The organism is Falsiroseomonas tokyonensis, from assembly GCF_019024325.1.
Lineage (GTDB): Bacteria > Pseudomonadota > Alphaproteobacteria > Acetobacterales > Acetobacteraceae > Falsiroseomonas > Falsiroseomonas tokyonensis.
The window spans coordinates 1-20,510 of the sequence record NZ_JAFNJS010000009.1; the positions used below are offsets into that span (position 1 = coordinate 1).

16 protein-coding genes and 4 pseudogenes are annotated in these 20,510 nt (G+C 68.9%); 12 read left to right on the top strand and 8 right to left on the bottom strand.

Annotation, left to right across the window (positions count from 1 at the left end):
* The coding region (locus J3S20_RS23970) for a hypothetical protein (protein ID WP_216839344.1) at window positions 1–754 on the top strand (754 nt) is incomplete at its 5' end.
* A gap of 283 nt (window positions 755–1,037) precedes the next feature.
* Here J3S20_RS23970 and J3S20_RS30485 read toward each other — a convergent pair.
* Window positions 1,038–1,285 (bottom strand): annotated as a pseudogene (locus J3S20_RS30485) (IS481 family transposase); the annotation flags it as partial.
* A 252-nt stretch (window positions 1,286–1,537) separates the two neighbouring features.
* Between J3S20_RS30485 and J3S20_RS23980 the strand changes: the two are divergent.
* Window positions 1,538–2,111: pseudogene (locus J3S20_RS23980) on the top strand (IS110 family transposase); the annotation flags it as partial.
* Here the strand turns inward: J3S20_RS23980 and J3S20_RS30490 are convergent.
* The 4 genes and pseudogenes from J3S20_RS30490 to dapF all read right to left on the bottom strand — a co-directional run.
* Window positions 2,103–2,297: pseudogene (locus J3S20_RS30490) on the bottom strand (IS481 family transposase); the annotation flags it as partial. The pseudogenes J3S20_RS23980 and J3S20_RS30490 overlap by 9 nt on opposite strands.
* A gap of 57 nt (window positions 2,298–2,354) precedes the next feature.
* Entirely contained in the window at window positions 2,355–3,503 is a 1,149-nt protein-coding gene (gene ftsY / locus J3S20_RS23985; RefSeq protein WP_216839607.1) for a signal recognition particle-docking protein FtsY, read from the bottom strand.
* Between the two features lie 141 nt (window positions 3,504–3,644).
* Window positions 3,645–4,892, bottom strand: a complete 1,248-nt coding sequence (gene mtaB, locus J3S20_RS23990) for a tRNA (N(6)-L-threonylcarbamoyladenosine(37)-C(2))-methylthiotransferase MtaB (protein ID WP_216839348.1) — start codon at window positions 4,890–4,892, stop codon at window positions 3,645–3,647.
* Window positions 4,889–5,746: a diaminopimelate epimerase gene (gene dapF / locus J3S20_RS23995; RefSeq protein ID WP_343215287.1), complete on the bottom strand. Its 858-nt coding sequence runs from the start codon at window positions 5,744–5,746 to the stop codon at window positions 4,889–4,891. The genes mtaB and dapF overlap by 4 nt, the downstream gene beginning before the upstream one ends.
* A 293-nt stretch (window positions 5,747–6,039) precedes the next feature.
* Here dapF and J3S20_RS24000 point away from each other — a divergent pair, with 293 nt between their 5' ends.
* The 8 genes and pseudogenes from J3S20_RS24000 to J3S20_RS31300 form a co-directional block, all read left to right on the top strand.
* Entirely contained in the window at window positions 6,040–7,593 is a 1,554-nt protein-coding gene (locus tag J3S20_RS24000) for an ABC transporter substrate-binding protein (protein ID WP_216839350.1), read from the top strand.
* Between the two features lie 13 nt (window positions 7,594–7,606).
* Window positions 7,607–8,482 (top strand): metallophosphoesterase family protein, encoded by an 876-nt coding sequence (locus J3S20_RS24005; RefSeq protein ID WP_216839352.1) that lies wholly within the window; start codon window positions 7,607–7,609, stop codon window positions 8,480–8,482.
* Between the two features lie 127 nt (window positions 8,483–8,609).
* Complete coding sequence (locus tag J3S20_RS24010) at window positions 8,610–9,581, top strand: ATP-grasp domain-containing protein (protein WP_216839354.1); 972 nt, start codon at window positions 8,610–8,612, stop codon at window positions 9,579–9,581.
* A 425-nt stretch (window positions 9,582–10,006) separates the two neighbouring features.
* On the top strand, window positions 10,007–10,213 hold the full coding sequence (rpmI, locus tag J3S20_RS24015) for a 50S ribosomal protein L35 (RefSeq protein WP_168054448.1): 207 nt from the start codon (window positions 10,007–10,009) through the stop codon (window positions 10,211–10,213).
* A 15-nt stretch (window positions 10,214–10,228) separates the two neighbouring features.
* Window positions 10,229–10,594 (top strand): 50S ribosomal protein L20, encoded by a 366-nt coding sequence (rplT, locus tag J3S20_RS24020; RefSeq protein WP_216839355.1) that lies wholly within the window; start codon window positions 10,229–10,231, stop codon window positions 10,592–10,594.
* 80 nt (window positions 10,595–10,674) lie between these two features.
* Window positions 10,675–11,760: a phenylalanine--tRNA ligase subunit alpha gene (gene pheS / locus J3S20_RS24025; protein ID WP_216839609.1), complete on the top strand. Its 1,086-nt coding sequence runs from the start codon at window positions 10,675–10,677 to the stop codon at window positions 11,758–11,760.
* Between the two features lie 3 nt (window positions 11,761–11,763).
* Window positions 11,764–14,265, top strand: a complete 2,502-nt coding sequence (pheT, locus tag J3S20_RS24030) for a phenylalanine--tRNA ligase subunit beta (RefSeq protein ID WP_216839357.1) — start codon at window positions 11,764–11,766, stop codon at window positions 14,263–14,265.
* A gap of 16 nt (window positions 14,266–14,281) precedes the next feature.
* A pseudogene (locus J3S20_RS31300) lies at window positions 14,282–14,413 on the top strand (AbrB/MazE/SpoVT family DNA-binding domain-containing protein); the annotation flags it as partial.
* 64 nt (window positions 14,414–14,477) lie between these two features.
* Here the strand turns inward: J3S20_RS31300 and J3S20_RS30495 are convergent.
* Window positions 14,478–14,897 carry a hypothetical protein gene (locus J3S20_RS30495; RefSeq protein WP_246603222.1) on the bottom strand — a complete coding sequence of 140 codons (420 nt, stop codon included), beginning with the start codon at window positions 14,895–14,897 and terminating at the stop codon, window positions 14,478–14,480.
* On the opposite strand from J3S20_RS30495, the gene lepA reads away from it, so the two are divergent.
* The gene (gene lepA, locus J3S20_RS24040; protein ID WP_216839361.1) at window positions 14,854–16,659 is read left to right on the top strand and encodes a translation elongation factor 4; all 1,806 of its coding nucleotides are present in this window, start codon (window positions 14,854–14,856) and stop codon (window positions 16,657–16,659) included. The two genes, J3S20_RS30495 and lepA, sit on opposite strands and share 44 nt — an antisense overlap.
* A 38-nt stretch (window positions 16,660–16,697) precedes the next feature.
* On the top strand, window positions 16,698–17,678 hold the full coding sequence (locus J3S20_RS24045) for a tripartite tricarboxylate transporter substrate-binding protein (protein ID WP_216839363.1): 981 nt from the start codon (window positions 16,698–16,700) through the stop codon (window positions 17,676–17,678).
* A 175-nt stretch (window positions 17,679–17,853) separates the two neighbouring features.
* Here the strand turns inward: J3S20_RS24045 and add are convergent, their stop codons facing one another.
* Together add and J3S20_RS24055 are read right to left on the bottom strand one after the other, a co-directional pair.
* Window positions 17,854–18,930 carry an adenosine deaminase gene (gene add, locus J3S20_RS24050; RefSeq protein WP_216839365.1) on the bottom strand — a complete coding sequence of 359 codons (1,077 nt, stop codon included), beginning with the start codon at window positions 18,928–18,930 and terminating at the stop codon, window positions 17,854–17,856.
* Complete coding sequence (locus tag J3S20_RS24055; RefSeq protein WP_216839366.1) at window positions 18,930–20,492, bottom strand: ABC transporter substrate-binding protein; 1,563 nt, start codon at window positions 20,490–20,492, stop codon at window positions 18,930–18,932. The genes add and J3S20_RS24055 overlap by 1 nt, the downstream gene beginning before the upstream one ends.
* Between the last annotated feature and the right edge of the window lie 18 nt (window positions 20,493–20,510).

Genomic DNA, 20,510 nt, shown 5'->3' on the forward strand with positions numbered 1-20,510 from the left:
ACGATGCCTGCTCTCATCCCAAGAGCTTGAACCAGCCTACCCGTTCAGGGAATCCTCTGAATGGGGCAGTCCACTAGTTCGACGGTATTTTTCGCATGGCCTCATTCCAGACTGGGCGGTTGACGAGGCGTCTGAAGTCTTTACAGACGCGTTTGATCGGCTGGAGGGAAAGACCATTGGGGGTAAGCTTGACAGTCACTACCTCGAATATCGGAATCGCTTTCACTTTGGACTTTCTGGGACGCAAAAATCCGGGATCATCATTTGGCACCCACTTGCATCTCCGTCGCTGTTACGAGCAGCACGTGGGCTGCCGGCTGAGGTAAAGAGTACCGGGCGCGTCGTCTTCGACGTTACCAGGGAGCTCTGTGAAATTGCTGCGTACCTGCCGTATGATACGCCGGCGCGCGACTGGAGCACCGTCCCGTACCACCAACCGGGAAGATACGATGGAGTTTCGTTTTCGTTGCAGCCGGCACCGGAACTTTTAACTAAGGCGCATTCAAGGAACGCGTCAGGCTCTGCACCCAGGCGACCGTCCGTGCGTGAAGACGTAGACAGAGGTAAGCTAATTTCTACAGAGATCATCCGCCATTTTTCATACCTGCGGAATAGCAACAGCGCCGTCTCCGATCTTATGACGGACAAAATTATGGGTAAGATCAAATGGCTGGAGGCGAAGAAAAGCAGATTTCACCGCGTCTGGTACTCGCGAATAACGGGGCTCGTCGACATCCTGGGCTTATCCGACTGAATCAACTGTCGGCTCTGCCTGCCGCCTGGCAGCACCCACGCACTTGTCCGCCCTCGGCCTCCTGGCCGCTACCGCGCGAACGCCATTGCGAGCCCATGGTGCGCTTACAGGCGTCACGCCGCCGCGAGTGTCGGCGTGACATTCGCGGCCGTGCAGAGTGCGCGCGCAAGACTGCGTGTGGGTGTTGGCAGGCTTGAGATCCGGAAGGGTACGATCTCTAGGTTAGCAGGTGAACCCTATGGTAGTTCAGAGGGTTGCCCCATACTCGCCAACCTTGGCAAATTCACGGCCAGGTATTCATTCCCGGCATTTGGTGGATCGGGGCGATGACGAATGGCTCTGGCGCTGAGGTCCAGAATTTGCAGATGCGTTCGTAGGGCGTGAGATCGCCGAGCGTCTTGAGCCTGCTGGCGGCGTTGTAGGCTGCCATGAAGTTGGCGAGGTAGGCGCGCAGTTGATCGTGGCTGTCATAGCGGAAGCGCCTGACGGTTGCGTCCTTGATTGTGCGGTCATCCGCTCGACCTGGCAGTTACCCAGCATAATGGCGTTGGTGCCTTGAGGTCCCGCCAGCCTGAACAGGGTTGGCGCCATGGTGAGACCATCCGGAACATGGGGCACCGGGAGCACGCAAGTGCGGGTAGGCCGACCTTCTAACGATGGGCTGTGGGCCCAAGCCGTTATCTGGCCGCCCCTGCGGCTCGCCCAGGTGCGCCGTGAGCGCGGATCCGTAGTTGCCGTGTTGCCGGCAGCTCCCCTGCGTAGAACTCGTCGAGGAGGAGGAGGATGCGGGTCGTAGGCCTGGACGTCCACCGCGTCTTTGCCGAGGCGGTGATGCTGGGCGAGGCCAAGGTGATCCGTCTGGGCCGCGTCGGGATGACGCGCGAGCACCTGGACACCTTCGCCCGGACTTCATTGACGCACCATGTGGTGGTGGAGGCGGCCGGCAATGCCACGGAGGGGGCCGAAGTGCTGGCCCCGCATGTCGGACGTGTGGTGATCGCCAACCCGCGCCAGGTACGGCTGATGGCCGAGGCGCGCATCAAGACCGACGTGATCGACGCGACGGTGCTGGCCCGGCTCTAAGCCAGCGGCTTCTTGCCGGAGGTTTGGGTGCCTGATGCGCACACCCAAGCGCTGCGGCGCCAGGCGACCCGGCGGATGCAGATCGCCCGCCAGCGGGCGCAGCTCAAGACGATGACGCAGTCGATCCTGCACGCCCATCTGGTGCCGCCATGCCCGCATGCCGACCTGTTTGGGCCGAAAGGGGCGGGCCTCGCTACCTGCACAGCCCCTTCCACCAGACGAGGTCGACGCGGTGGCACCCCACCTGCGCGAGCACGACCGGCTGAGTGAGGACCGTAGACCGCGGTTCCTTAGGTCCGGTCTTGAGGTCCTCGACCGTTACCCGCTTCCGCCATTTCGCAACCGTCTTTGGGTTAATGCTCGGTTAGGGGCTGTGGTGCGAGAGCGAAGCTTGCGATCGCTGTATTGCTGTTCTGACGGCGTGCGTTGTCGTGGCGCTGCCGTGGCGAAGCTGACCCATAGTGCCTCCTTCCACGCGTTTGAAAGGATCGCAGCATCAAACCGTTGGCCCAAACACCTAGCCCAGCCCCACCAGCCCGCGCGCAAAGTCCCGAGCCGTGAAGGGCCGCAGATCGGCCGCCTTCTCTCCCACGCCGACGAAATGCACCGGCAGCCCGATCTCCTGCGCCAGGGCCACCACCACGCCGCCCTTGGCGCTGCCATCCAGCTTGGTGACGGCCAGGCCGCTGACGGCCACCATATCCTTGAAGATCCGCACCTGCTGCAGCGCGTTCTGGCCGGTGGTCGCATCCAGCGTCAGCAGCACCGAATGCGGCGCCGTCGGGTCCAGCTTGCGGATCACGCGGATGATCTTGGCCAGCTCCTCCATCAGCGCGGATTTGTTGTGCAGCCGCCCGGCGGTATCGATCAGCAGAAGGTCCATGCCTTCCGCCCGCGCACGGGCCAGGGCGTCATGCGCAAGGCCCGCGGCATCGGCCCCCATCTTGGCCGGCGCCACCACGGCGCAGCCGGTGCGCTCGCCCCAGATCTGCAGCTGTTCCACGGCAGCCGCCCGGAAGGTGTCGCCTGCGGCGAACATCACGCGCAGACCTTCGGCGCGGTATTGCTGGCCGAGCTTGGCGATGGTGGTGGTCTTGCCGGTGCCGTTCACGCCGACCACCAGCACCACATGCGGCGCGTGGTCGCGGCGGATGGCCAATGGCTGTGCGACGGGCGCGAGGATCTCGGCGATGGCCTCCGCCAGCGCGCCCTTCACCTCCTCGTCCGAAACCTCCTTGCCGAAGCGCGTCTTGCGGAAGCCGGCCACGATGCGCCGCGCCGCGGCCACGCCGAGATCGGCCGCGATCAGCGTATCCTCCAGCTCCTCCAGCGCCGCATCGTCCAGCTTGCGCTTGCGGAAGACGGTGGTCAGCGCATCGGTCAGGCGCGCGGTGGAGCGCGACAGACCGGTCTTCAGGCGGGCGAACCAGCCGCCGCCACCCGCCGGCTCGGGCTCGGGCTCAGGCTCAGGCGCGGGCTCAGACGCGGGCGGCGCTTCCGGCTCGCTGCTGGCCAGGGCCTCGATGAGGGCGGCCTCGGGGTCCGGAGGGGCCAGGCTTCCGGGCGCCGGCGGCGGCGCCTCCGCCTGCGGCAGGGCGGCGGGCGTCGGGGCGTGGGGCGGGGGCACAGCCGGGCTCGGGGGCAGCGGCGCGACCGGCGGCAGCATCGGCGCGGGCGGCGCCTCGGGGCTTGGGGTGGCCGGGATGGCGGGCTGCGCCGGCGGCGGGGTGACGGGGCTGGGCGGGGGCGGCTCCGCCGGGGCCTCGCGGCCGCGCAGCCGGTCCCAGAATCCCTTGAGTGCCATGGCTCAGGCTGCCTCCGCGATCAGGCCCTGGTCGTCGGCGGCCAGCACGCGCATCGGGCGCAGGCTGCCGGCGGCGGGCGCTTGGCCTGCCGCGATCCGGACCGGGGCGAATTGTTCGGTGTGGCCGCGGCCACCCTGTTCCAGCAGCACCTGCTCCACCCGGCCGAGCCGGCTGGCAAACAGCGCCCGGCGGGCCTCGGCCCCGGCCTGCCGCAGCCGCGCCGCCCTTTCGCGCCGCAGCGGCACCGGCAGCTGCGGCATGCGCGCGGCGGGGGTGTTGGGCCGCGCGGAGAATGGGAAGACGTGCAGGAAGCTGAGGCCGGCCTCGGAAACCAGGTCCAGCATCTCGGCAAAATGCGCCTCGGTTTCTGTCGGAAAGCCGGCGATCAGGTCGGCGCCCAGCGCCACCTCCGGCCGCAGCGCGCGGGCGCGGTGGGCGAGCGCCAGGGCCTCCGCCCGGCTGTGGCGGCGCTTCATGCGCTTCAGGATCAGGTCGGCGCCGTGCTGCAGCGACAGGTGCAGATGCGGCATCAGGCGCGGCTCCTCTGCCAGCAGCCGCCAGAGGTCGTTATCCATGCCGGCCGGGTCCAGCGAGGACAGGCGCAGCCGCGGCAGTTCCGGCAACAGCGCCAACAGCCGCCGCACCATCTGGCCGAGGCACGGCTGGCCTGGCAGGTCCGGGCCGTAGCTGGCGATATCGACGCCGGTCAGAACCACCTCCCGATACCCCTGCGCCACCAGGGCGCGCACCTGCTCCACCACCAGGCCGAGCGGCACGGAGCGCGAGGGGCCGCGGCCCTGGGGGATGACGCAGAAGGTGCAGCGATGGTCACAGCCCTGCTGCACCTGGACCAAGGCGCGGGCGCGGCCCGCGAACTCCGTCACCGGCAGCGGCGCGGCCGCTTCGGCCTGCATGATGTCGGAGACCGGTGTGGCGGGCGCGGAAAGATCCCAGGCCTCGGGGCGCAGTTTCTGGGCATTGCCGATGACGCGCTGCACGCCGGGCAGGGCCGCCCAGACGTCAGGCGCGATCTGCGCGGCGCAACCGGTCACCACGATGCGCGCCGCGGGGTTTTCGCGGGCCGCGCGGCGGATGGCCTGGCGGGCCTGCGCCTCGGCCTCCGCCGTCACGGCGCAGGTATTGACGATCAGGGTCTCGGGGCCGTGGCCGGCCTGCGCCGCCAGGGCCCGCATCGCCTCGGTCTCATAGGCATTCAGGCGGCAGCCGAAATTCAGCGTCCGCAGGCTCATCCGGCAAAGGACGAAAGGTCGAGCGTGCCGGTGAAGGCGGTGGCGACCGGGCCGGTCATCAGCACGTGGCCATCGGCCTCCCGCCATTCCATCCGCAGGTCGCCGCCCGGCATGGTGATGGTGGCGCGGCGGCCCGTCAGCCCGCGGCGATGCGCATTGACCATGGCGGCGCAGGCGCCGGAGCCGCAGGCGAGCGTGATGCCGGCGCCACGCTCCCAGATCACCAGCCGCATATGCTCGGGCGAGAGAATCTGGGCGAAGCCGATATTGGCGCGGTCGGGGAAAATGGGGTCGTGCTCGAGGCCCGGACCGATCTCCGCCACCGGCACCAGGTCCAGGTCGCGCACGAAGAAGGTGGCGTGCGGATTGCCCATGGAGCAGGCCGCAGGATCCGCCACCGCGCCGCGGGCCAGCGGCACATGCAGGGTATCGACCTCCCGCGCCAGGGGCACGTCCTGCCAGCCGAGCCGCGCCGGGCCCATATCGGCGCGCCACAGCCCGCCGGGCAGGCGCTCCACCGGCAGGTCGCCGGCAATGGTGCGGACCACCACGCGGTCGCGCCCCGCCTCATCCGCCACCAGGGCCGCGATGCAGCGCGTCGCATTGCCGCAGGCGCCGGCCTCGGAGCCATCCGGGTTGCGGATGCGCATGAAGACATCGGCGCCGTCCGTGCCGGGCTCCATCACGATGAACTGGTCGCAGCCGATGCCGAAATGGCGGTCGGCAATGGCGGCGGCGGCGGCCGGCATGATGGCCAGCGGCTGGGCACGCGCATCCAGCAACGGACCTCGGCGTGCATCCAGCACGACGAAGTCGTTCCCGAGGCCGTGCATCTTGCGGAAGGGCGTGGTCACCGCACCGATATAGAGCGCCCGGGGGCGGCGTGAAACCCGCGGCGCAGCGTCACGCGGCGCTCATCCACCTGTCATCGCCCTGTCGCCGCCCGCGCCTAGGGTCTGTGGACAGTGGGGGCCGGGATGCGGCCGGCGAGGAACTTTTCGTGCTGGGCAGGAAGACAGCGGAGCCGATGGCACTCCATCGGCGAGCATGGCTGACGCACCCAGCGCGGAAAAGCAGCGCCGGACGCACCCGCAGCCCAACTGTCCACAGACCCTAGCTTGCGCCGAGTCGAAGGAGCCTCCCCGCCGTGACCCTCAGCCGCCGCGCCCTGCTGGCCACCACGCTGGCCACCCCCGCCCTGCTGCCGCGCGTGGCCGGCGCCCAGGCCGATGCGCGCCCCGTGCTGCGCATCGCCGTGCAGGCCCTGCCGCCGACGCTGGAACCGCTGGAGGCGATTTCCAATGTCGGGCTGCGCATCACCACCAATGTCTTCGACACGCTCTGGCGACGGGATTTCGCGGCCGAGGCCGCGCAGGGCGGGCAGCAGTTGACGCCGTTCCTGGCCACCAGCCTGGAACAGCGCGACCCGCTGAGCTGGGTGGCCACCTTGCGGGAGGGGGTGCGCATGCAGGATGGCGGGGAGCTGACCTCGGAGGACGTGCTCTCCACCTTCTCCGCCGAGCGCATGTGGGGCGACCCCGTGCAGACCTTCGAGGGCCGGGTGAACTTCGGCCATCTGGCGGGCGTCGAGGCCGAGGGGCCGCGGCGGGTGGTGTTCCGGACCAAAACCCCGGACCCGGTGATGCCGCAGCGGCTGGCGGCCTATGGCGGCTGGATCCATTCGGCCCGCGCCTATGCCGAGAGTGGCCGGGACGGGCTGCGCACCAGGCCGATCGGCAGCGGGCCCTATCGGGTGGCCTCCTTCCAGCGGGACCAGCGCGCGGTGCTGGAAAGCCATGACGACTATTGGCAGGGCCGGCCGCCGGCGAAGCAGGTGGTGTTCAGCGTGGTGCCCGAGGCCTCCTCCCGCCTCGCCGGCCTCCAGGCCGGGGACTACGACCTGGTGACCAACCTGCTGCCGGAGCAGATCGAGGGCCTGGCGCGGCATCCGACGCTGGAGGGCGTCGATGTAGCGCTCGATTTCGCGCACATCCTCTACTACGACACCAGCCGCCCGGCGCTGCGCGACGTGCGGGTGCGGCGCGCGCTGAACCATGCGGTGGATACCGAGCTTCTGGGGCGCAGCCTCTGGGGCGAGGGCTTCCGGCCGATGCGCGCTTTGCAGATCCCGGCCTTCGGCGATCTGTATGACGCCAATCGCCGCGGCTTCGCCCATGACCCCGACCTGTCCCGCCGCCTGCTGCGGGAGGCCGGCTATCGGGGCGAGGAAATCGTCATCCGCATCGCCCCCGGCTATTACCTGCAGATGCTGCAGGCGGTGCAGATCGTGCAGCAGATGTGGCAGGCGGTCGGCCTGAACACGCGGCTGGAAACTCGCGAGAACCTGTCGCTCCTCACCCAGCCCGGCGCCGATATCCGCCCCACCTCCATCGCCTTCCGCTTCCCGGACCCGCTGGGCGGCGGCCTCGCCGTGCATCTGTCCGAGGACTATTCGCTGCAGAAGAACGGCTTCTGGCAGCCGGTACGGTTCAACGAGCTGGTCCGCGCCCTGCGCCTGGCCAATGACCCCACCGAGCGGAAACGCCTGTGGCTGGCGCTGCTCGATGAATTCGAGGCGGAGGCGCCGGCGCTGATCCTGTATCCCGTGCGCGAATACTACGCCAAGCGGCGCGCCATCCAGTGGCAGCATCCGCCGCTCTACTACATGGATTTCCGCGCCTCCCAGCTGCGCTTTACCTGAAGGGCCGCCCAAGATGAGCAAGATCGTCTTTCTCTCCGACCTGCATCTCTCGCCGACGCACGGCTTCTTCTGGGAGAATTTCCGGATCGGCTGCGAGGCCGCCAATGCGGCGGGGGCGGAGGCCGTGATCGTCAATGGCGACCTCTGCATCAACGGCCCGGACAGCGATGCCGAAATGGACTTCGCCGCCCGCGCCCTGTCCCGCCTGCGCGGCGAGGTGCTGGCCCTGCCGGGCAACCACGACGTCGGCGACGAACCGCCCGGCCAGGACGCGAAGCAGCTCATCGACGGCGCACGCCTGGCGCGCTGGAACGACGCCTTCGGCAGCGACCGCTTCACCCTGGATATCGGCGCCTGGCGGCTCCTCGGCGTGAACGCCCAGCTCTTCGGCTCCGGCCTGCCGGAGGAAGCCGAGCAGACCGCCTGGCTCGCCCAGCAGCTGGCCGGCGCCCAGGGCCGCCCGGTGGCGCTGGTGCTGCACAAGCCGCTGTTCATCGAAAGCGCGGATGAGGCGGAGGCCACCGCCTCCTCCCTCAATCCGGCACCGCGCGCCGCCCTGCTGCCGCTTCTGCGGGCGGGCGGCGTCCGCATGGTGATCAGCGGCCATCTGCACAGCAGCCGCGACCGCGTGGTGGAGGGCATCCGCCACCTCTGGCTGCCGGCGCTCGCCTTCCTGGGCTCCGCCAGCCATGGCGGCACGCCCGCCGTGGGCGCCGTGACCGTGGACTTCGCCGGGCCGGAGGCCGTGGTCGCGGACCTGCCCCTGCCCGGCGCCGTGCCGCATGACCTGGCCGCACTGAAGGGCCACGGCCGCTACAAGTTCCTGCGCGACATGCCGGAATGCCCGCCCGGGATGGAGCGATCCGTGCTCGGCGATGCCGCCGCCTAGAACCGTATTTTCGTGCCGACCTGGGCTTTCGGAGAGAGAAAATCTTTCTGAGGCACGTCTATTGCCTTCCCGTGGAAAAATCCTCTTCTCTCGGCTGGAAATCATCCTGCCGAGAGGGTCCACGACCATGACCAAGGTCCATGTCATCCACGAGAACGACGCCTGGGTAGAGCCGCTGCGCAGCGCCTTCGCCAGCCTCGGCACGCCCTTCGAGGAATGGTTCCTGGACCGCGGCGTGCTCGACCTGAACCGGCCGCCGCCGCCCGGCGTCTTCTACAACCGGATGAGCGCCTCCTCCCACACCCGCGGCCATATCTACGCGCCGGAATACGCCGGCGCCGTGATCGAACAGCTGGAACGGCACAACCGCCCCCTGGTGAACGGCCGGCGCGCGCTTCAGCTCGAACTTTCGAAGGTCGCGCAATACCAGGCGCTGTCCCTCCACGGCATCCCCACGCCCGCCACCCTCGCCGTGGTCGGCCGCGAGAACATTCCCGAAGCCGCCGCCAAGCTCGGCTACCCGCTGATCCTCAAGCACAACCGCGCCGGTAAAGGCCTCGGCGTCCGCCTGGTGCGCAGCGAAGCCGGGCTTCGCGAAGCCCTCGCCTTGCTCGACGTCACCGCGGATTCCGAAGCCCACCCGCGCGACGGCATCTGGCTGGTGCAGCGCTACATCGAAGCTGCAGCCCCCTTCATCACCCGCGCCGAATTCGTCGGCGGGCGCTTCCTGTATGCCGTGCAGGTCGATACCTCCGAAGGCTTCGAACTCTGCCCCGCCGACGCCTGCAACATCGGCGAAGGCGCCGCCTGCCCGGCCGTCGCCCCCACCCACAAGTTCAACATCCTGGAAAACTTCCAGCACCCCCTGATCCACCGCATGGAAGCCTTCCTGCTGGCCAACCACATCGGCGTCGGCGCCATCGAATTCATCACCGACACCCAAGGCCAAACCTTCGCCTACGACGTGAACACCAACACCAACTACAACGCCGAAGCGGAATCCCGCGCCGGCCGCACCGGCCCCCAAACCGGCATGGGCGCCATCGCCGCGCACCTGACGGCGCTGCTGCGTCGCGAGGCACTGGCGGCGGCGGCGTGAGGGGGGCGGACGCCAGGTGATTGCAGGGGGACGCTGTCCCCCTGCACCCCCTGCCAAGGGGCAGTGGCCCCTTGGAACCCTTGAATCTTGAGCAGGAATGGAGAGGGGGCCGGAGCGACCGCATGATCTGCGGTACCGCGGGCCCCCTCTCCATTCCTGCTCAAAGGTCCTGAGGTCCAGGAGGCCACTGCCTCCTGGCGGGAGGGGTGCGGGGAGGGCAGAGCCCTCCCTGCGAACCACCCAGCGCCAGCCACCCTCTCGCTTGCGCCCCGCGCTTCGCGCCGCTACAAGCCGCGCTCCGCGAGTCATGGCCTCTGGTTGGGCATGCCTGGCCGCGGATACGTGTCCTTGCCGCATGGTGCGGTCTGGTTCTCTGAGAGGGGGGCTGGGGTGAGTGGGACCGGCCAGACCGAGTGGAGGTCCAAATGCCCAAGATGAAGACCAAGTCGAGCGTGAAGAAGCGCTTCACGTTGACGGCGTCCGGCCGTGTGAAGGCGGGTGTGGGCAACAAGCGCCACATGCTGACGGCGAAGACGAACAAGATGAAGCGGCAGAACCGCGGCACGTTCCTGCTGCCGAAGCAGGACAGTGACACGGTGAAGCAGTGGATGCCTTACGGTTCGAGCCGGTAAGGGGGGATCTGAGCCATGGCACGTGTGAAGCGCGGCGTAACCAAGCACGCCCGTCACAAGAAGGTCCTCAAGCTCGCCAAGGGCTATGTCGGCCGGTCTTCCACCGCCTATCGTCCCGCCCTGGAGCGGGTCGAGAAGGCGCTGCAGTATGCCTATCGCGACCGTCGCAACAAGAAGCGTGAGTTCCGGGGTCTGTGGATCCAGCGCATCAATGCGGCTGTGCGCGAGCATGGCATTACCTATTCCCGCTTCATGGCGGGCATCAAGGCGGCGAACATCGAGATCGACCGCAAGGTGCTGGCGGCGCTGGCCTATGATGATGCGGCGGGTTTTGCGGCCATCGTCGAGAAGGCGAAGGGCGCCCTCCCCGCGCAGGCCTGAACCATTCGGTTCGGACTGAAGACCAAACAGGAGGGCCGTCCCGCAGGGGGCGGCCTTTTCCGTATCCGGATGCTGGCATGATGACGGACGATTTGGCGGCACTGCGGCAGGAAGCGGAGGCGGCGCTGGCGGGCGCTCAGGATCTGCGAGCGCTCGATGCGGTGCGGGTGGCGGTGCTCGGCAAGTCCGGCAGCCTGAGTGGGCTGCTGAAGGGGCTGGGTGCCGTTCCCGCCGACCAGCGGAAGGAACGCGGCGCTGCGCTGAACCGCCTCAAAGGTGAGGTCGAGGCGCTGCTGGAAACTCGAAAAGCGGCGCTGGAGGCGGCGGCGCTGGAGGCGCGGCTGAAGGCGGAGCGGCTGGATGTGTCGCTGCCGCCGCGGCCCTTCGCGCCGGGCACGGCGGCGGAGGGTGGGATTCACCCGATCAGCCGGACGATCGAGGAGCTGACCGCGATCTTCGGTAGCATGGGTTTTCGCGTCGTCGAGGGGCCGGATATCGAGGGCGACTGGTACAATTTCGGCGCGCTGAACATCCCGGACCATCACCCGGCGCGGCAGGACCACGATACGTTTTACATGCCGGGGACGGATGCGGCGGGGCAGCGGCTTGTGCTGCGGACGCAGACCTCGCCCCTGCAGATCCGCACCATGCTGGGCGAGCAGCCGCCCATCCGCATCATCGCGCCGGGCCGCACCTATCGCGCCGACCATGATGCGACGCACAGCCCGATGTTCCACCAGGTGGAGGGGCTGGTGATCGACCGCGGGATCACGCTCGGCCATCTGAAGGGCTGCCTGACCGACTTTCTCCGAGCTTTCTTCGGCATCAGTGATCTGCCGGTGCGGTTTCGCAGCAGCTACTTCCCGTTCACCGAACCGTCGATGGAAGTGGACATCGGCTGGAACAAGAAGACCGGCGAGCTCGGCGGTGGCGGCGATTGGCTGGAGATTCTGGGCAGCGGCATGGTGCATCCGAAGGTGCTGGCCAATTGCGGGCTGGACCCGCGCGAATGGCAGGGCTTTGCCTTTGGCATGGGGATCGAGCGCATCACCATGCTGAAGCACGGCATGCCCGACCTGCGCCCCTTCTACGAAAGCGATCTGCGCTGGCTGCGGCATTGGGCGGCGGACCCGCTGGCGCCGGCCAGCCTGCATGAGGGGATCTGAGCGATGAAGTTTCCCCTGAGCTGGCTGCGCGAGCATCTGGAGACGGATGCGACGCTGGAGACGATTTCCACGACGCTGTCGGCCATCGGCATCGAGGTCGAGGGCATCGAGGACAAGGCGGCGGCGCTCGGCAGTTTCCGGATCGCCCGCGTGATCGAGGCGGTGCGGCACCCGAATGCCGACCGGCTGCGGCAGCTGCGCGTGGATGTGGGCGATGGGCGCGAGCTGTCCGTGGTCTGTGGCGCGCCGAATGCGCGGACGGGCATGAAGGGCGTGCTGGCGGTGCCGGGCGATTTCATCCCGGGCACGGGCATCACGCTGAAGCTCGGCGAGATTCGTGGCGTGAAGTCCGAGGCGATGATGCTCTCCTCGCGGGAGATGGGCCTCGGAGACGATCATTCGGGCATCGTGGACCTGCCGGAGGATGCGCCGGTTGGCGCCAGCTATGTGAAGTGGGCTGGCCTCGACGACCCGGTGATCGAGATCAAGGTCACGCCCAACCGGGGCGACGCGCTTTCCGTTCGCGGCATTGCGCGGGACCTGGCGGCGGCGGGCCTCGGCACGCTGAAGCCTTGGGAGGTGGCGCCCGTGACGCCCGCCTATCCGGCGCCGTTGCAGTGGCGCATTGCCGATCCGCGCGCCTGCACCTGGGTGCTGGGGCGCGCGGTGCGCGGCGTGAAGAACGGGCCGTCGCCGCAGTGGCTTCAGGACCGGCTGGTGGCGATCGGGCTGCGGCCGATCAGCGCGCTGGTCGATATCACCAACTACTTCACCTTCGCCGTCGGCCGGCCGCTGCATGTCTTCGACGTGTCCAAGGTTGCGGGCACCGAGCTGACCATGCGCATGGCCCGGGCCGGCGAGGAGCTGCTGGCGCTGAACGGCAAGACCTATGCGCTGACCGAGGAAGACGGCGTCATCGCCGATGCGAATGGCGCGGAGGCGCTGGGCGGCATCATCGGTGGTGAGCATTCGGGCTGCGATGAGGCCACCACCGAATGCTTTATCGAATGCGCGCTCTTCGACCCGGTGCGCATCGCGCTGTCGGGCCGCCGGCATGATGTGCGCACCGATGCCCGCTCCCGCTTCGAACGCGGCATCGACCCGGCGCTGCTGCCCAAGGCGCTGGAGGCCGCGACGCGGATGATCCAGGAGCTGTGTGGCGGCGAGGCTTCGGAGATTTCCGAAGCCGGCGCCCAGCCCGCCTGGCAGCGCGAAGCCACGCTGCGCTTCGCCCGGGTGCGCGACCTCGGCGGGCTGGACCTGCCGGAAGACGAGATCGTCGGTCGCCTCACCCGCCTCGGCTTCGCCGTGACGCGGCGCGAGGCGGATCGCGTGACGGTCGCCGTGCCGTCCTGGCGCAACGACATCGCCGGCGCCGGCGCGCTGGCGCAGGACCCGTCCCTGCCCGCGGACCGCGCGCGCATCGCCGCCGAAGGCTGCGCCGAGATTGAGCCGGAATGCGACCTGGTGGAGGAGGTGCTGCGCCTCGGCGGGCTGGATGCCGTGCCGGCGGTCTCGCTGCCCGTGACCTCCGCCGTGCCGCGCCCGGCGCTGTCGGCGAAGCAGGTGCGCGCGGCGCTGGCGCGGCGGGTGCTGGCTTCGCGCGGCATGCAGGATTGCGTGACCTACGGCTTCCTGGACCGCGCCACGGCGGCGCTGTTCGGCCCGGCTGCGGAGCAGCCTGGAACATGGTCTCCGCCGGATGCGCTGCACCTGGAAAATCCCATCGCCAGCGACCTGGACCAGATGCGGCCGACGCCGGTGGCCTCCCTCGCCATGGCCGCCGCCCGCAATGCGGCCCGCGGCTTTGCGGATGTCGCGCTGGGCGAGATCGGCGGTGCCTATCGCGATCCGGCAGCAGGCGTCAGCCAGCTCGCCGTCGCCGCCGGGGTTCGCGCGGGCCAGACGACGGCCAACTGGGCGGCGCCGGCGCGGCCCGTCGATGCGCTGGATGCGAAGGGCGATGCGCTGGCGGTGCTGGGTGCGCTGGGCGTGCCCATGGCGGCCGTGATGCTGACCACCGATGCGCCGGGCTTCTACCACCCCGGCCGCTCCGGCGTGCTCCGCCAGGGGCCGAAGACGGTGCTGGCCACCTTCGGCGAGCTGCACCCGCAGGTGGTGAAGGCGCTCGGCCTGGCCGGGCCCGTGGTGGCCTTCGAGGTCTTCCTCGATGCGATCGCGGAGCCGAAGCGCCGCAAGAAGGGCCTGCCGGACCTGCCCGCCTTCCAGCCGCTGAAGCGGGACTTCGCCTTCGTGGTGGATGCGTCGGTGCCGGCGGAGCAGCTGCTGCGCGCCGCCCGCAATGCCGACAAGACGCTGGTCAGCGAGGTCACCCTCTTCGACCGCTACGCCGGCGAGCGGATGGCTGAAGGAAAGATCAGCTTGGCCATCCAGGCCACGCTGCAGCCGCGCGAGCGCACCCTGACCGATGCGGAGATCGAGGCGGTGACGGCCAAGATCGTCGCCGCGGTGGCGAAGGCGACTGGCGCGGTGCTACGAGGGTAGCCGGCAGGGGTCTGCGATGGGCCGGGTCGTTTCGGTGCAGGTGGATGCGGAGGGCCGGCTGGTACTGCCGGAGGAAGTCCGCGCCGCGCTGGGCGTGCAGGGCGGGGGTGAAGTGCTGGTGCAGGCGCACGACGGCCGCCTGCATATCCGCCCGCGCGACGCCGCCATCCGCGATGCCCAGGCCATGGTGGCCTCCATGGTCCCCGCCGGCCTCAGCCTGCAGCTGATGCCTCGGCATCGGCGACCTCGACCTGCAGAGCTGGAACATCCTGGCCGGCCCCGCCGGCCTGCCGGCCGATCTCGCCGCCCGCACCCAGGACCTGCTGCGCCGCGCCAGCGCCCATCCGGGGCTGGAGGAGAAGCTGCGCAGCAACGGCCTGCTGGCCCTGCCGGCCCTGGACCCCGCGTCGACCCGCGCCCGCATCCTGGCTGACCGGCCGCGCTGGCAGGAAATGGTCCAGATCAGCGGCGCGCGGATCGAGTAGCCGGGGCGGCCAGGCCCGGAAAGGTTTGGACTTCGGCGGGTTCTGCCCTATCTCCCGGGTGACGCAGGCGGGATTTCCCGCCATAGCCGGCGCCCGGAAGCAGATGACCGAAACACCCCTCTCCCGCATCCGCAACTTCTCGATCATCGCCCATATCGACCATGGGAAATCGACCCTCGCGGACCGGCTGATCCAGACCACCGGCACGGTGGCGCTGCGCGACATGAAGGAACAGCTCCTCGACAATATGGAGCTGGAGCGGGAGCGCGGCATCACCATCAAGGCGCAGACGGTGCGCCTGCACTACAAGGCGAATGACGGCGAGACCTATGTCCTCAACCTGATGGACACGCCGGGCCATGTCGACTTCGCCTATGAGGTGAGCCGCTCGCTCGCGGCCTGCGAGGGCAGCCTGCTCGTGGTCGATGCCTCCCAGGGCGTCGAGGCGCAGACGCTGGCCAATGTGTACCAGGCGCTGGACGCCGGGCATGAGATCGTGCCGGTGCTGAACAAGATTGACCTGCCCGCCGCCGAGCCCGACCGGGTGAAGCAGCAGATCGAGGATGTGATCGGCCTCGATGCCTCGGACGCCGTGATGATCTCGGCCAAGACCAGCCTGAACATCGAGGGCGTGCTGGAGGCCATCGTCACCCGCCTGCCGCCGCCGACCGGCGATGCCGAGAAGACGCTGACCGCCCTGCTGGTGGACAGCTGGTACGATGCCTATCTCGGCGTGGTGGTGCTGGTGCGCGTGCGGGATGGGCGGCTCCGCAAGGGCATGAAGATCCGCATGATGTCGAACGGCACCGCCCATACGGTGGAGCAGGTCGGCGTCTTCACGCCCAAGATGGTGGCGGTGGAGAGCCTCGGCCCGGGCGAGATGGGCTATGTCACCGCCGCGATCAAAACCGTGGCTGACACCAATGTCGGCGACACGCTGACCGACGACCGCAACCCCGCCACCGAGGCCCTGCCCGGCTTCAAGCCCTCCATCCCCGTGGTCTGGTGCGGGCTGTACCCCGTGGATGCGGATGACTTCGAAAAGCTCCGCGAATCGGTTGGAAAACTGCGGCTGAACGACAGCAGCTTCCACTACGAGATGGAGAACAGCGCGGCGCTCGGCCTCGGCTATCGCTGCGGCTTTCTCGGCCTGCTGCACCTCGAGATCGTGCAGGAGCGACTGTCGCGCGAGTTCGACCTCGACCTGATCGCGACCGCACCCTCCGTCGTCTACAAGATCACCAAGACGAACGGCGAGGAGATCGAGCTGCACAACCCGGCCGATATGCCGGACCCCAGCGTGATCGAGGAAATCAGCGAGCCCTGGATCAAGGCCACCATCATGGTGCCGGAGGAATATCTCGGCTCCGTCCTGACGCTCTGCAACGAACGCCGCGGCGAGCAGGTGGAGCTGACCTATGTCGGCACCCGCCCCATGGCGGTCTATCGCCTGCCGCTGAACGAGGTGGTCTTCGACTTCTACGACCGGCTGAAGTCGGTATCCCGCGGCTATGCCAGCTTCGATTACACGGTGGATGGCTACCAGGCGGGCGACCTGGTGAAGATCTCCATCCTGGTGAATGCGGAACCGGTCGATGCGCTGTCCTTCATGGCGCATCGCACCCAGGCGGACCGCCGCGGCCGGCAGATCTGCGAGAAGCTGAAGGAGCTGATCCCGCGCCAGCTCTTCAAGATCCCGATCCAGGCCGCGATCGGCGGCCGCGTGATTGCGCGCGAGACGATCAGCGCCATGTCGAAGGATGTGACCGCGAAGTGCTATGGCGGCGACATCAGCCGCAAGCGCAAGCTGTTGGATAAGCAGAAGGAAGGCAAGAAGCGGATGCGGCAGTTCGGCAAGGTCGAAATCCCGCAGAGCGCCTTCATCGCCGCCCTGAAGATGGATGCCTGAAACCCAACCCCCTGCCTGCCTGAGGGAACGAGACCAAGATGACCAAGATCGGTAAGCGGGGCCTTCTCGGCCTCGCCGGCGCAGCGCTTGCCGCCCCTGCCTTCGCCCAAGGGGCCTTCCCGACCCGCACCATCACCATGGTGGTGCCCTTCGCGGCGGGCGGACCGACCGATACCGTGGCGCGGCTGATCGCCCAGGCCATGAGCACCAATCTCGGCCAGACCGTGGTGGTGGAGAATGTCGGCGGCGCCGGCGGCACGCTGGGTGCGCAGCGCACCGCCCAGGCGCGGCCGGATGGCTACAATGTGCTGATGCACCACATCGGCATGGCGACCATCCCGACGCTGTATCGCCGCCTGGCCTATGACCCGATCAATGGCTTCGAGACCATCGGCCTGGTGACCGAGGTGCCGATGACGCTGGTCGGCCGCAACGCCCTGCCCGCGCAGAACATGCAGGAGCTGGTGGCGCTGGTGAAGCGCGAGGGCGAGAAGCTCAACTACGCCAATGCCGGCATCGGCGCGGCCAGCCACCTGTGCGGCCTGCTGCTGATGCAGGCGATGGGCACGCGCATGACCACCGTGCCCTATCGCGGCACGGGTCCGGCCATGAACGACCTGCTGGCCGGTACCGTGGACCTGATGTGCGACCAGACCACCAACACCACCGAGCAGATCAAGGCCGGCGGCATCCGCGCCTTCGCCGTCACCACCTCGGACCGCCTGGAATCCCTGCCGGACCTGCCCACCGCCGCACAGGGCGGGCTGCCGGGCTTCGAGGTCAGCGTGTGGCACGGCCTCTATGCGCCGAAGGGCACGCCGGCGCCGATCATCACGCGGCTGAACCAGGCACTGGTTGCGGCGCTGCAGGACCCGAATGTCGGCACCCGCTTCGCTGCGCTGGGCACCGCGCCGGTGCCGGTGGCGCGCGCGACGCCGGCGGCGCATCGCGAGTTCTGGCAGGCGGACATCGCCAAGTGGCGCCCGCTGATCCAGGCCGCCGGGCAGTACGCGGACTGATTTTTTGGGACGCTGCCGCGGGCGGGTGGCCAAGTGGGCCGCCCGGTTATCTAAGCCCTCCCCCGCAAGCGGGGGGTTGCGGCGCTGCCGCAACGCCGGAGGCTGGTTGGGTGGGGGGTAAGGTAGCGCCTACCCCCACCCCGACCCTCCCCCGCGAGCGGGGGAGGGAGAGCGATCAGCGCCTCGTGACCGAAAGGTCCAGCACGCGGTCCTGCGGGTCGAGGTCGCGCTCCAGCGCATCCAGCGTCGCGCCGAACTCCGCGCGCATCGCCGCCTTCTCCGCCTCCGGCAGCCAGGACCCCTCCAGCCCCGCCAGGCTCAGCTTCCGCGCCTCCGCCACGCCCCAGCCGAGATCGGCAAAAACCGTGCGCCAACTATGGCCCATGGTGGTGCCGAAGATGGTGGGGTCGTCGGTGCCCAGGCTGATGTTCAGCCCGGCGTCGAACATCGCCTTGATGCGCTGGCGCCGCGGCGCGCGGTTCCATTCCATGCCGGACCAGCAGGCCATGGTGAACGGCACCTGGTCCTTCACCGCGCGGGCCACCACGGCGGGGTCGGCCAGCATGTTGTAGCCATGGTCCAGCCGGTCGCAGCCCAGCATGTCGCGGCACAGGCTGTAATGCATGGGCGGCGCTTCAAACAGCGTCTGGTTGTCCTCGCAGACATGCGCCGTGCGACGGTAGCCGGCCCGGCCCGCCTGCCGCCAAGCCTCGACCCAGAGATGCGCGGGCCCGGCGCGCTCGGCGCCGTCCAGGCCGATGCCGATCACCTCCGGCCGCTGCCACTTCGCCATCCACTCCAGCATCTGCAGGGATTCGGAAGGCAGGCAGACGCTGCGGTCGATACAGGCGATCAGTTTGGCGGAGACGCCATAGGCGGCGTTGCCGCGCGCCAGACCTTCCAGCAGCCCGTCGACGATCTCCGGGTAGGTCACGCCGTTCGGGGCGAAGTAGTGCGGATTGAAGAAGATCTCGGTGTGGCGGACGTTGCCGTGGCGGTGCAGGTCCTCGATGCATTCGAAGGCGATGCGGGCGAACTCGGCCGGCGTCCGCACCGCCAGCGCGCCGAGCCGCAGGATGTCGAGGAAGTCGTAGAAGGTCTCGAAGCGGTACATCTCGGCGGCCGGCTTGGGCAGGCGCACGCCGTTCCTCGCGGCCAGCTCGTCCAGCGTTTCGGCCCGGATCGCACCGGCGATATGCAGGTGCAGCTCCACCTTCGGCACGGCGTCGAGATAGTCGGAGAAGGAGAGCATCAGCGGCGCTCCAGGTTCCAGAGGAACATGGCCGGGCCGCGCAGCACGCCGTTCAGGTCCGACCGCCAGGCGCTCGCAGCCGTGAACTGGCCGAGTGGCATGTAGAAGCCGTCCTCGGCCGCCAGGCGATGGATCTCGTCCGAGATGCGCTTGCGTTCCGCATCATCCTGCGCGCGCGCGAATTCCACGCGCAGCCGCTCCACCTCGGCATTCTCGGGCCATCCCGCGAAGCCGCCGGTGCGGCCGGCGCCATTCACAAAGGGATTGAGCAACGGCGACTGCATGTCCGGCACCGTGTTGGTCGTATGCGCCCGGTTCCACCCCTCCTGCCGCGCCCGCCGCCCAAAATAGGTGTTGAGGTCCATGGTCTGCAGGTCGACCCGGAAGCCGAGCTGGGTCAGCAGCCCCTGCGAGACCAGGCCCAGCGCCGCGATGCCGGGCGCATCGGCGGGATGGATGATGGCGACGGGGCGGGAGAGGTCCGCGCCCGACTCCCGCAGCATGCGGCGCGCCGCCTCCAGGTCGGTCGAAGCCGGCATGCCAGCCGTGGTCTCCAGCGGCGTGCCGCAGCCGAACATGCTGCGGCATTCGCGGGCGAATTCCGGGCGTCCGGCAACTGCCGCAAGATAATCCGCCTGGTTCACCGCCAGCATCACCGCGCGCCGCACCTGCGGATTGTCGAAGGGCGGGTGCAGGTGGTTGAAGCGCAGGATGCCCTGGTAGCCGAAGGGCGAGACGGTCGCGACCCTCACCGCGCGATTGCGCTCCAGGATCGGCAGCACATCGGCCGGCAAGCGTTCCACATAGTCGATCTCGCCGGTGGTGAGCGCCGAGACCTGGGTCGAGACATCCGGCATGGCGAGCAGCTCCACCCGCTCCATCCGCGCCACCTTGCCGCCGCTGGCCCAGACCGCGGGCTCCGGCCGCGGGCGATAGCCAGGGTTGCGGGTGACGACGATGCGGTCGCCGGGCCGGTATTCCTCCCGCACGAAGCGATAGGGGCCGCTGCCCATCACCTCCGTCACCTGCTGCGTCGGCGGCGTGGCGGCCAGGCGCGCCGGCATCATCATCGGCACCATGGCGCCGGGCTTGCCGAGCGCCTGCAGCACCAGGCCGAAGGGTTCGCGCAGCACCAGCCGGAAGGTTTTGGCGTCAATCACATCGAGGCTCGCGCTGGCGCGCATCATCGCGCCACCCAATGCATCCCGCGCGCCCCAGCGGCGCAGCGAAGCCACGCAATCCTCTGCAGTCACCGCGGAACCGTCATGCCAGGCGAGGCCGTCGCGCAGGACAAAGGTCCAGGTCAGGCCATCCGCGCTGCGCTCCCAGCGATCCAGCATCTGCGGCGTCGGCTCCCAGCGGTCATTCACCGCCACCAGCGTATCAAAGACCAGGTAGGCGAAGTCGCGCGTGGTGAAGCTGGTGGTGAAATGCGGGTCCAGCACCGTGGTCAGAGTCTCCGGCGCCACGCGCAGGGTGCGGGCGCGGTCGGGCTGCTGGGCTGCAACTGGCATGGCAGCCAGCAGGGCAGCGGCGAACAGGGCAAGGGCGGTGCGCGGCATGGCGCGGACTCCTGGCGG

Excerpts from the sequence above, each read along its gene's own strand:
- mtaB (WP_216839348.1), bottom strand. The coding sequence starts at position 4,892 with ATGAGCCTGCGGACGCTGAATTTCGGCTGCCGCCTGAATGCCTATGAG.
- J3S20_RS24005 (WP_216839352.1), top strand. The coding sequence starts at position 7,607 with ATGAGCAAGATCGTCTTTCTCTCCGACCTGCATCTCTCGCCGACGCAC.
- rplT (WP_216839355.1), top strand. The coding sequence starts at position 10,229 with ATGGCACGTGTGAAGCGCGGCGTAACCAAGCACGCCCGTCACAAGAAG.
- rpmI (WP_168054448.1), top strand. The coding sequence starts at position 10,007 with ATGCCCAAGATGAAGACCAAGTCGAGCGTGAAGAAGCGCTTCACGTTG.
- J3S20_RS24010 (WP_216839354.1), top strand. The coding sequence starts at position 8,610 with ATGACCAAGGTCCATGTCATCCACGAGAACGACGCCTGGGTAGAGCCG.
- J3S20_RS30495 (WP_246603222.1), bottom strand. The coding sequence starts at position 14,897 with ATGATCGAGAAGTTGCGGATGCGGGAGAGGGGTGTTTCGGTCATCTGC.
- pheS (WP_216839609.1), top strand. The coding sequence starts at position 10,675 with ATGACGGACGATTTGGCGGCACTGCGGCAGGAAGCGGAGGCGGCGCTG.
- ftsY (WP_216839607.1), bottom strand. The coding sequence starts at position 3,503 with ATGCTGCCGCCGGTCGCGCCGCTGCCCCCGAGCCCGGCTGTGCCCCCG.
- lepA (WP_216839361.1), top strand. The coding sequence starts at position 14,854 with ATGACCGAAACACCCCTCTCCCGCATCCGCAACTTCTCGATCATCGCC.
- pheT (WP_216839357.1), top strand. The coding sequence starts at position 11,764 with ATGAAGTTTCCCCTGAGCTGGCTGCGCGAGCATCTGGAGACGGATGCG.
- J3S20_RS24055 (WP_216839366.1), bottom strand. The coding sequence starts at position 20,492 with ATGCCGCGCACCGCCCTTGCCCTGTTCGCCGCTGCCCTGCTGGCTGCC.
- add (WP_216839365.1), bottom strand. The coding sequence starts at position 18,930 with ATGCTCTCCTTCTCCGACTATCTCGACGCCGTGCCGAAGGTGGAGCTG.
- J3S20_RS24045 (WP_216839363.1), top strand. The coding sequence starts at position 16,698 with ATGACCAAGATCGGTAAGCGGGGCCTTCTCGGCCTCGCCGGCGCAGCG.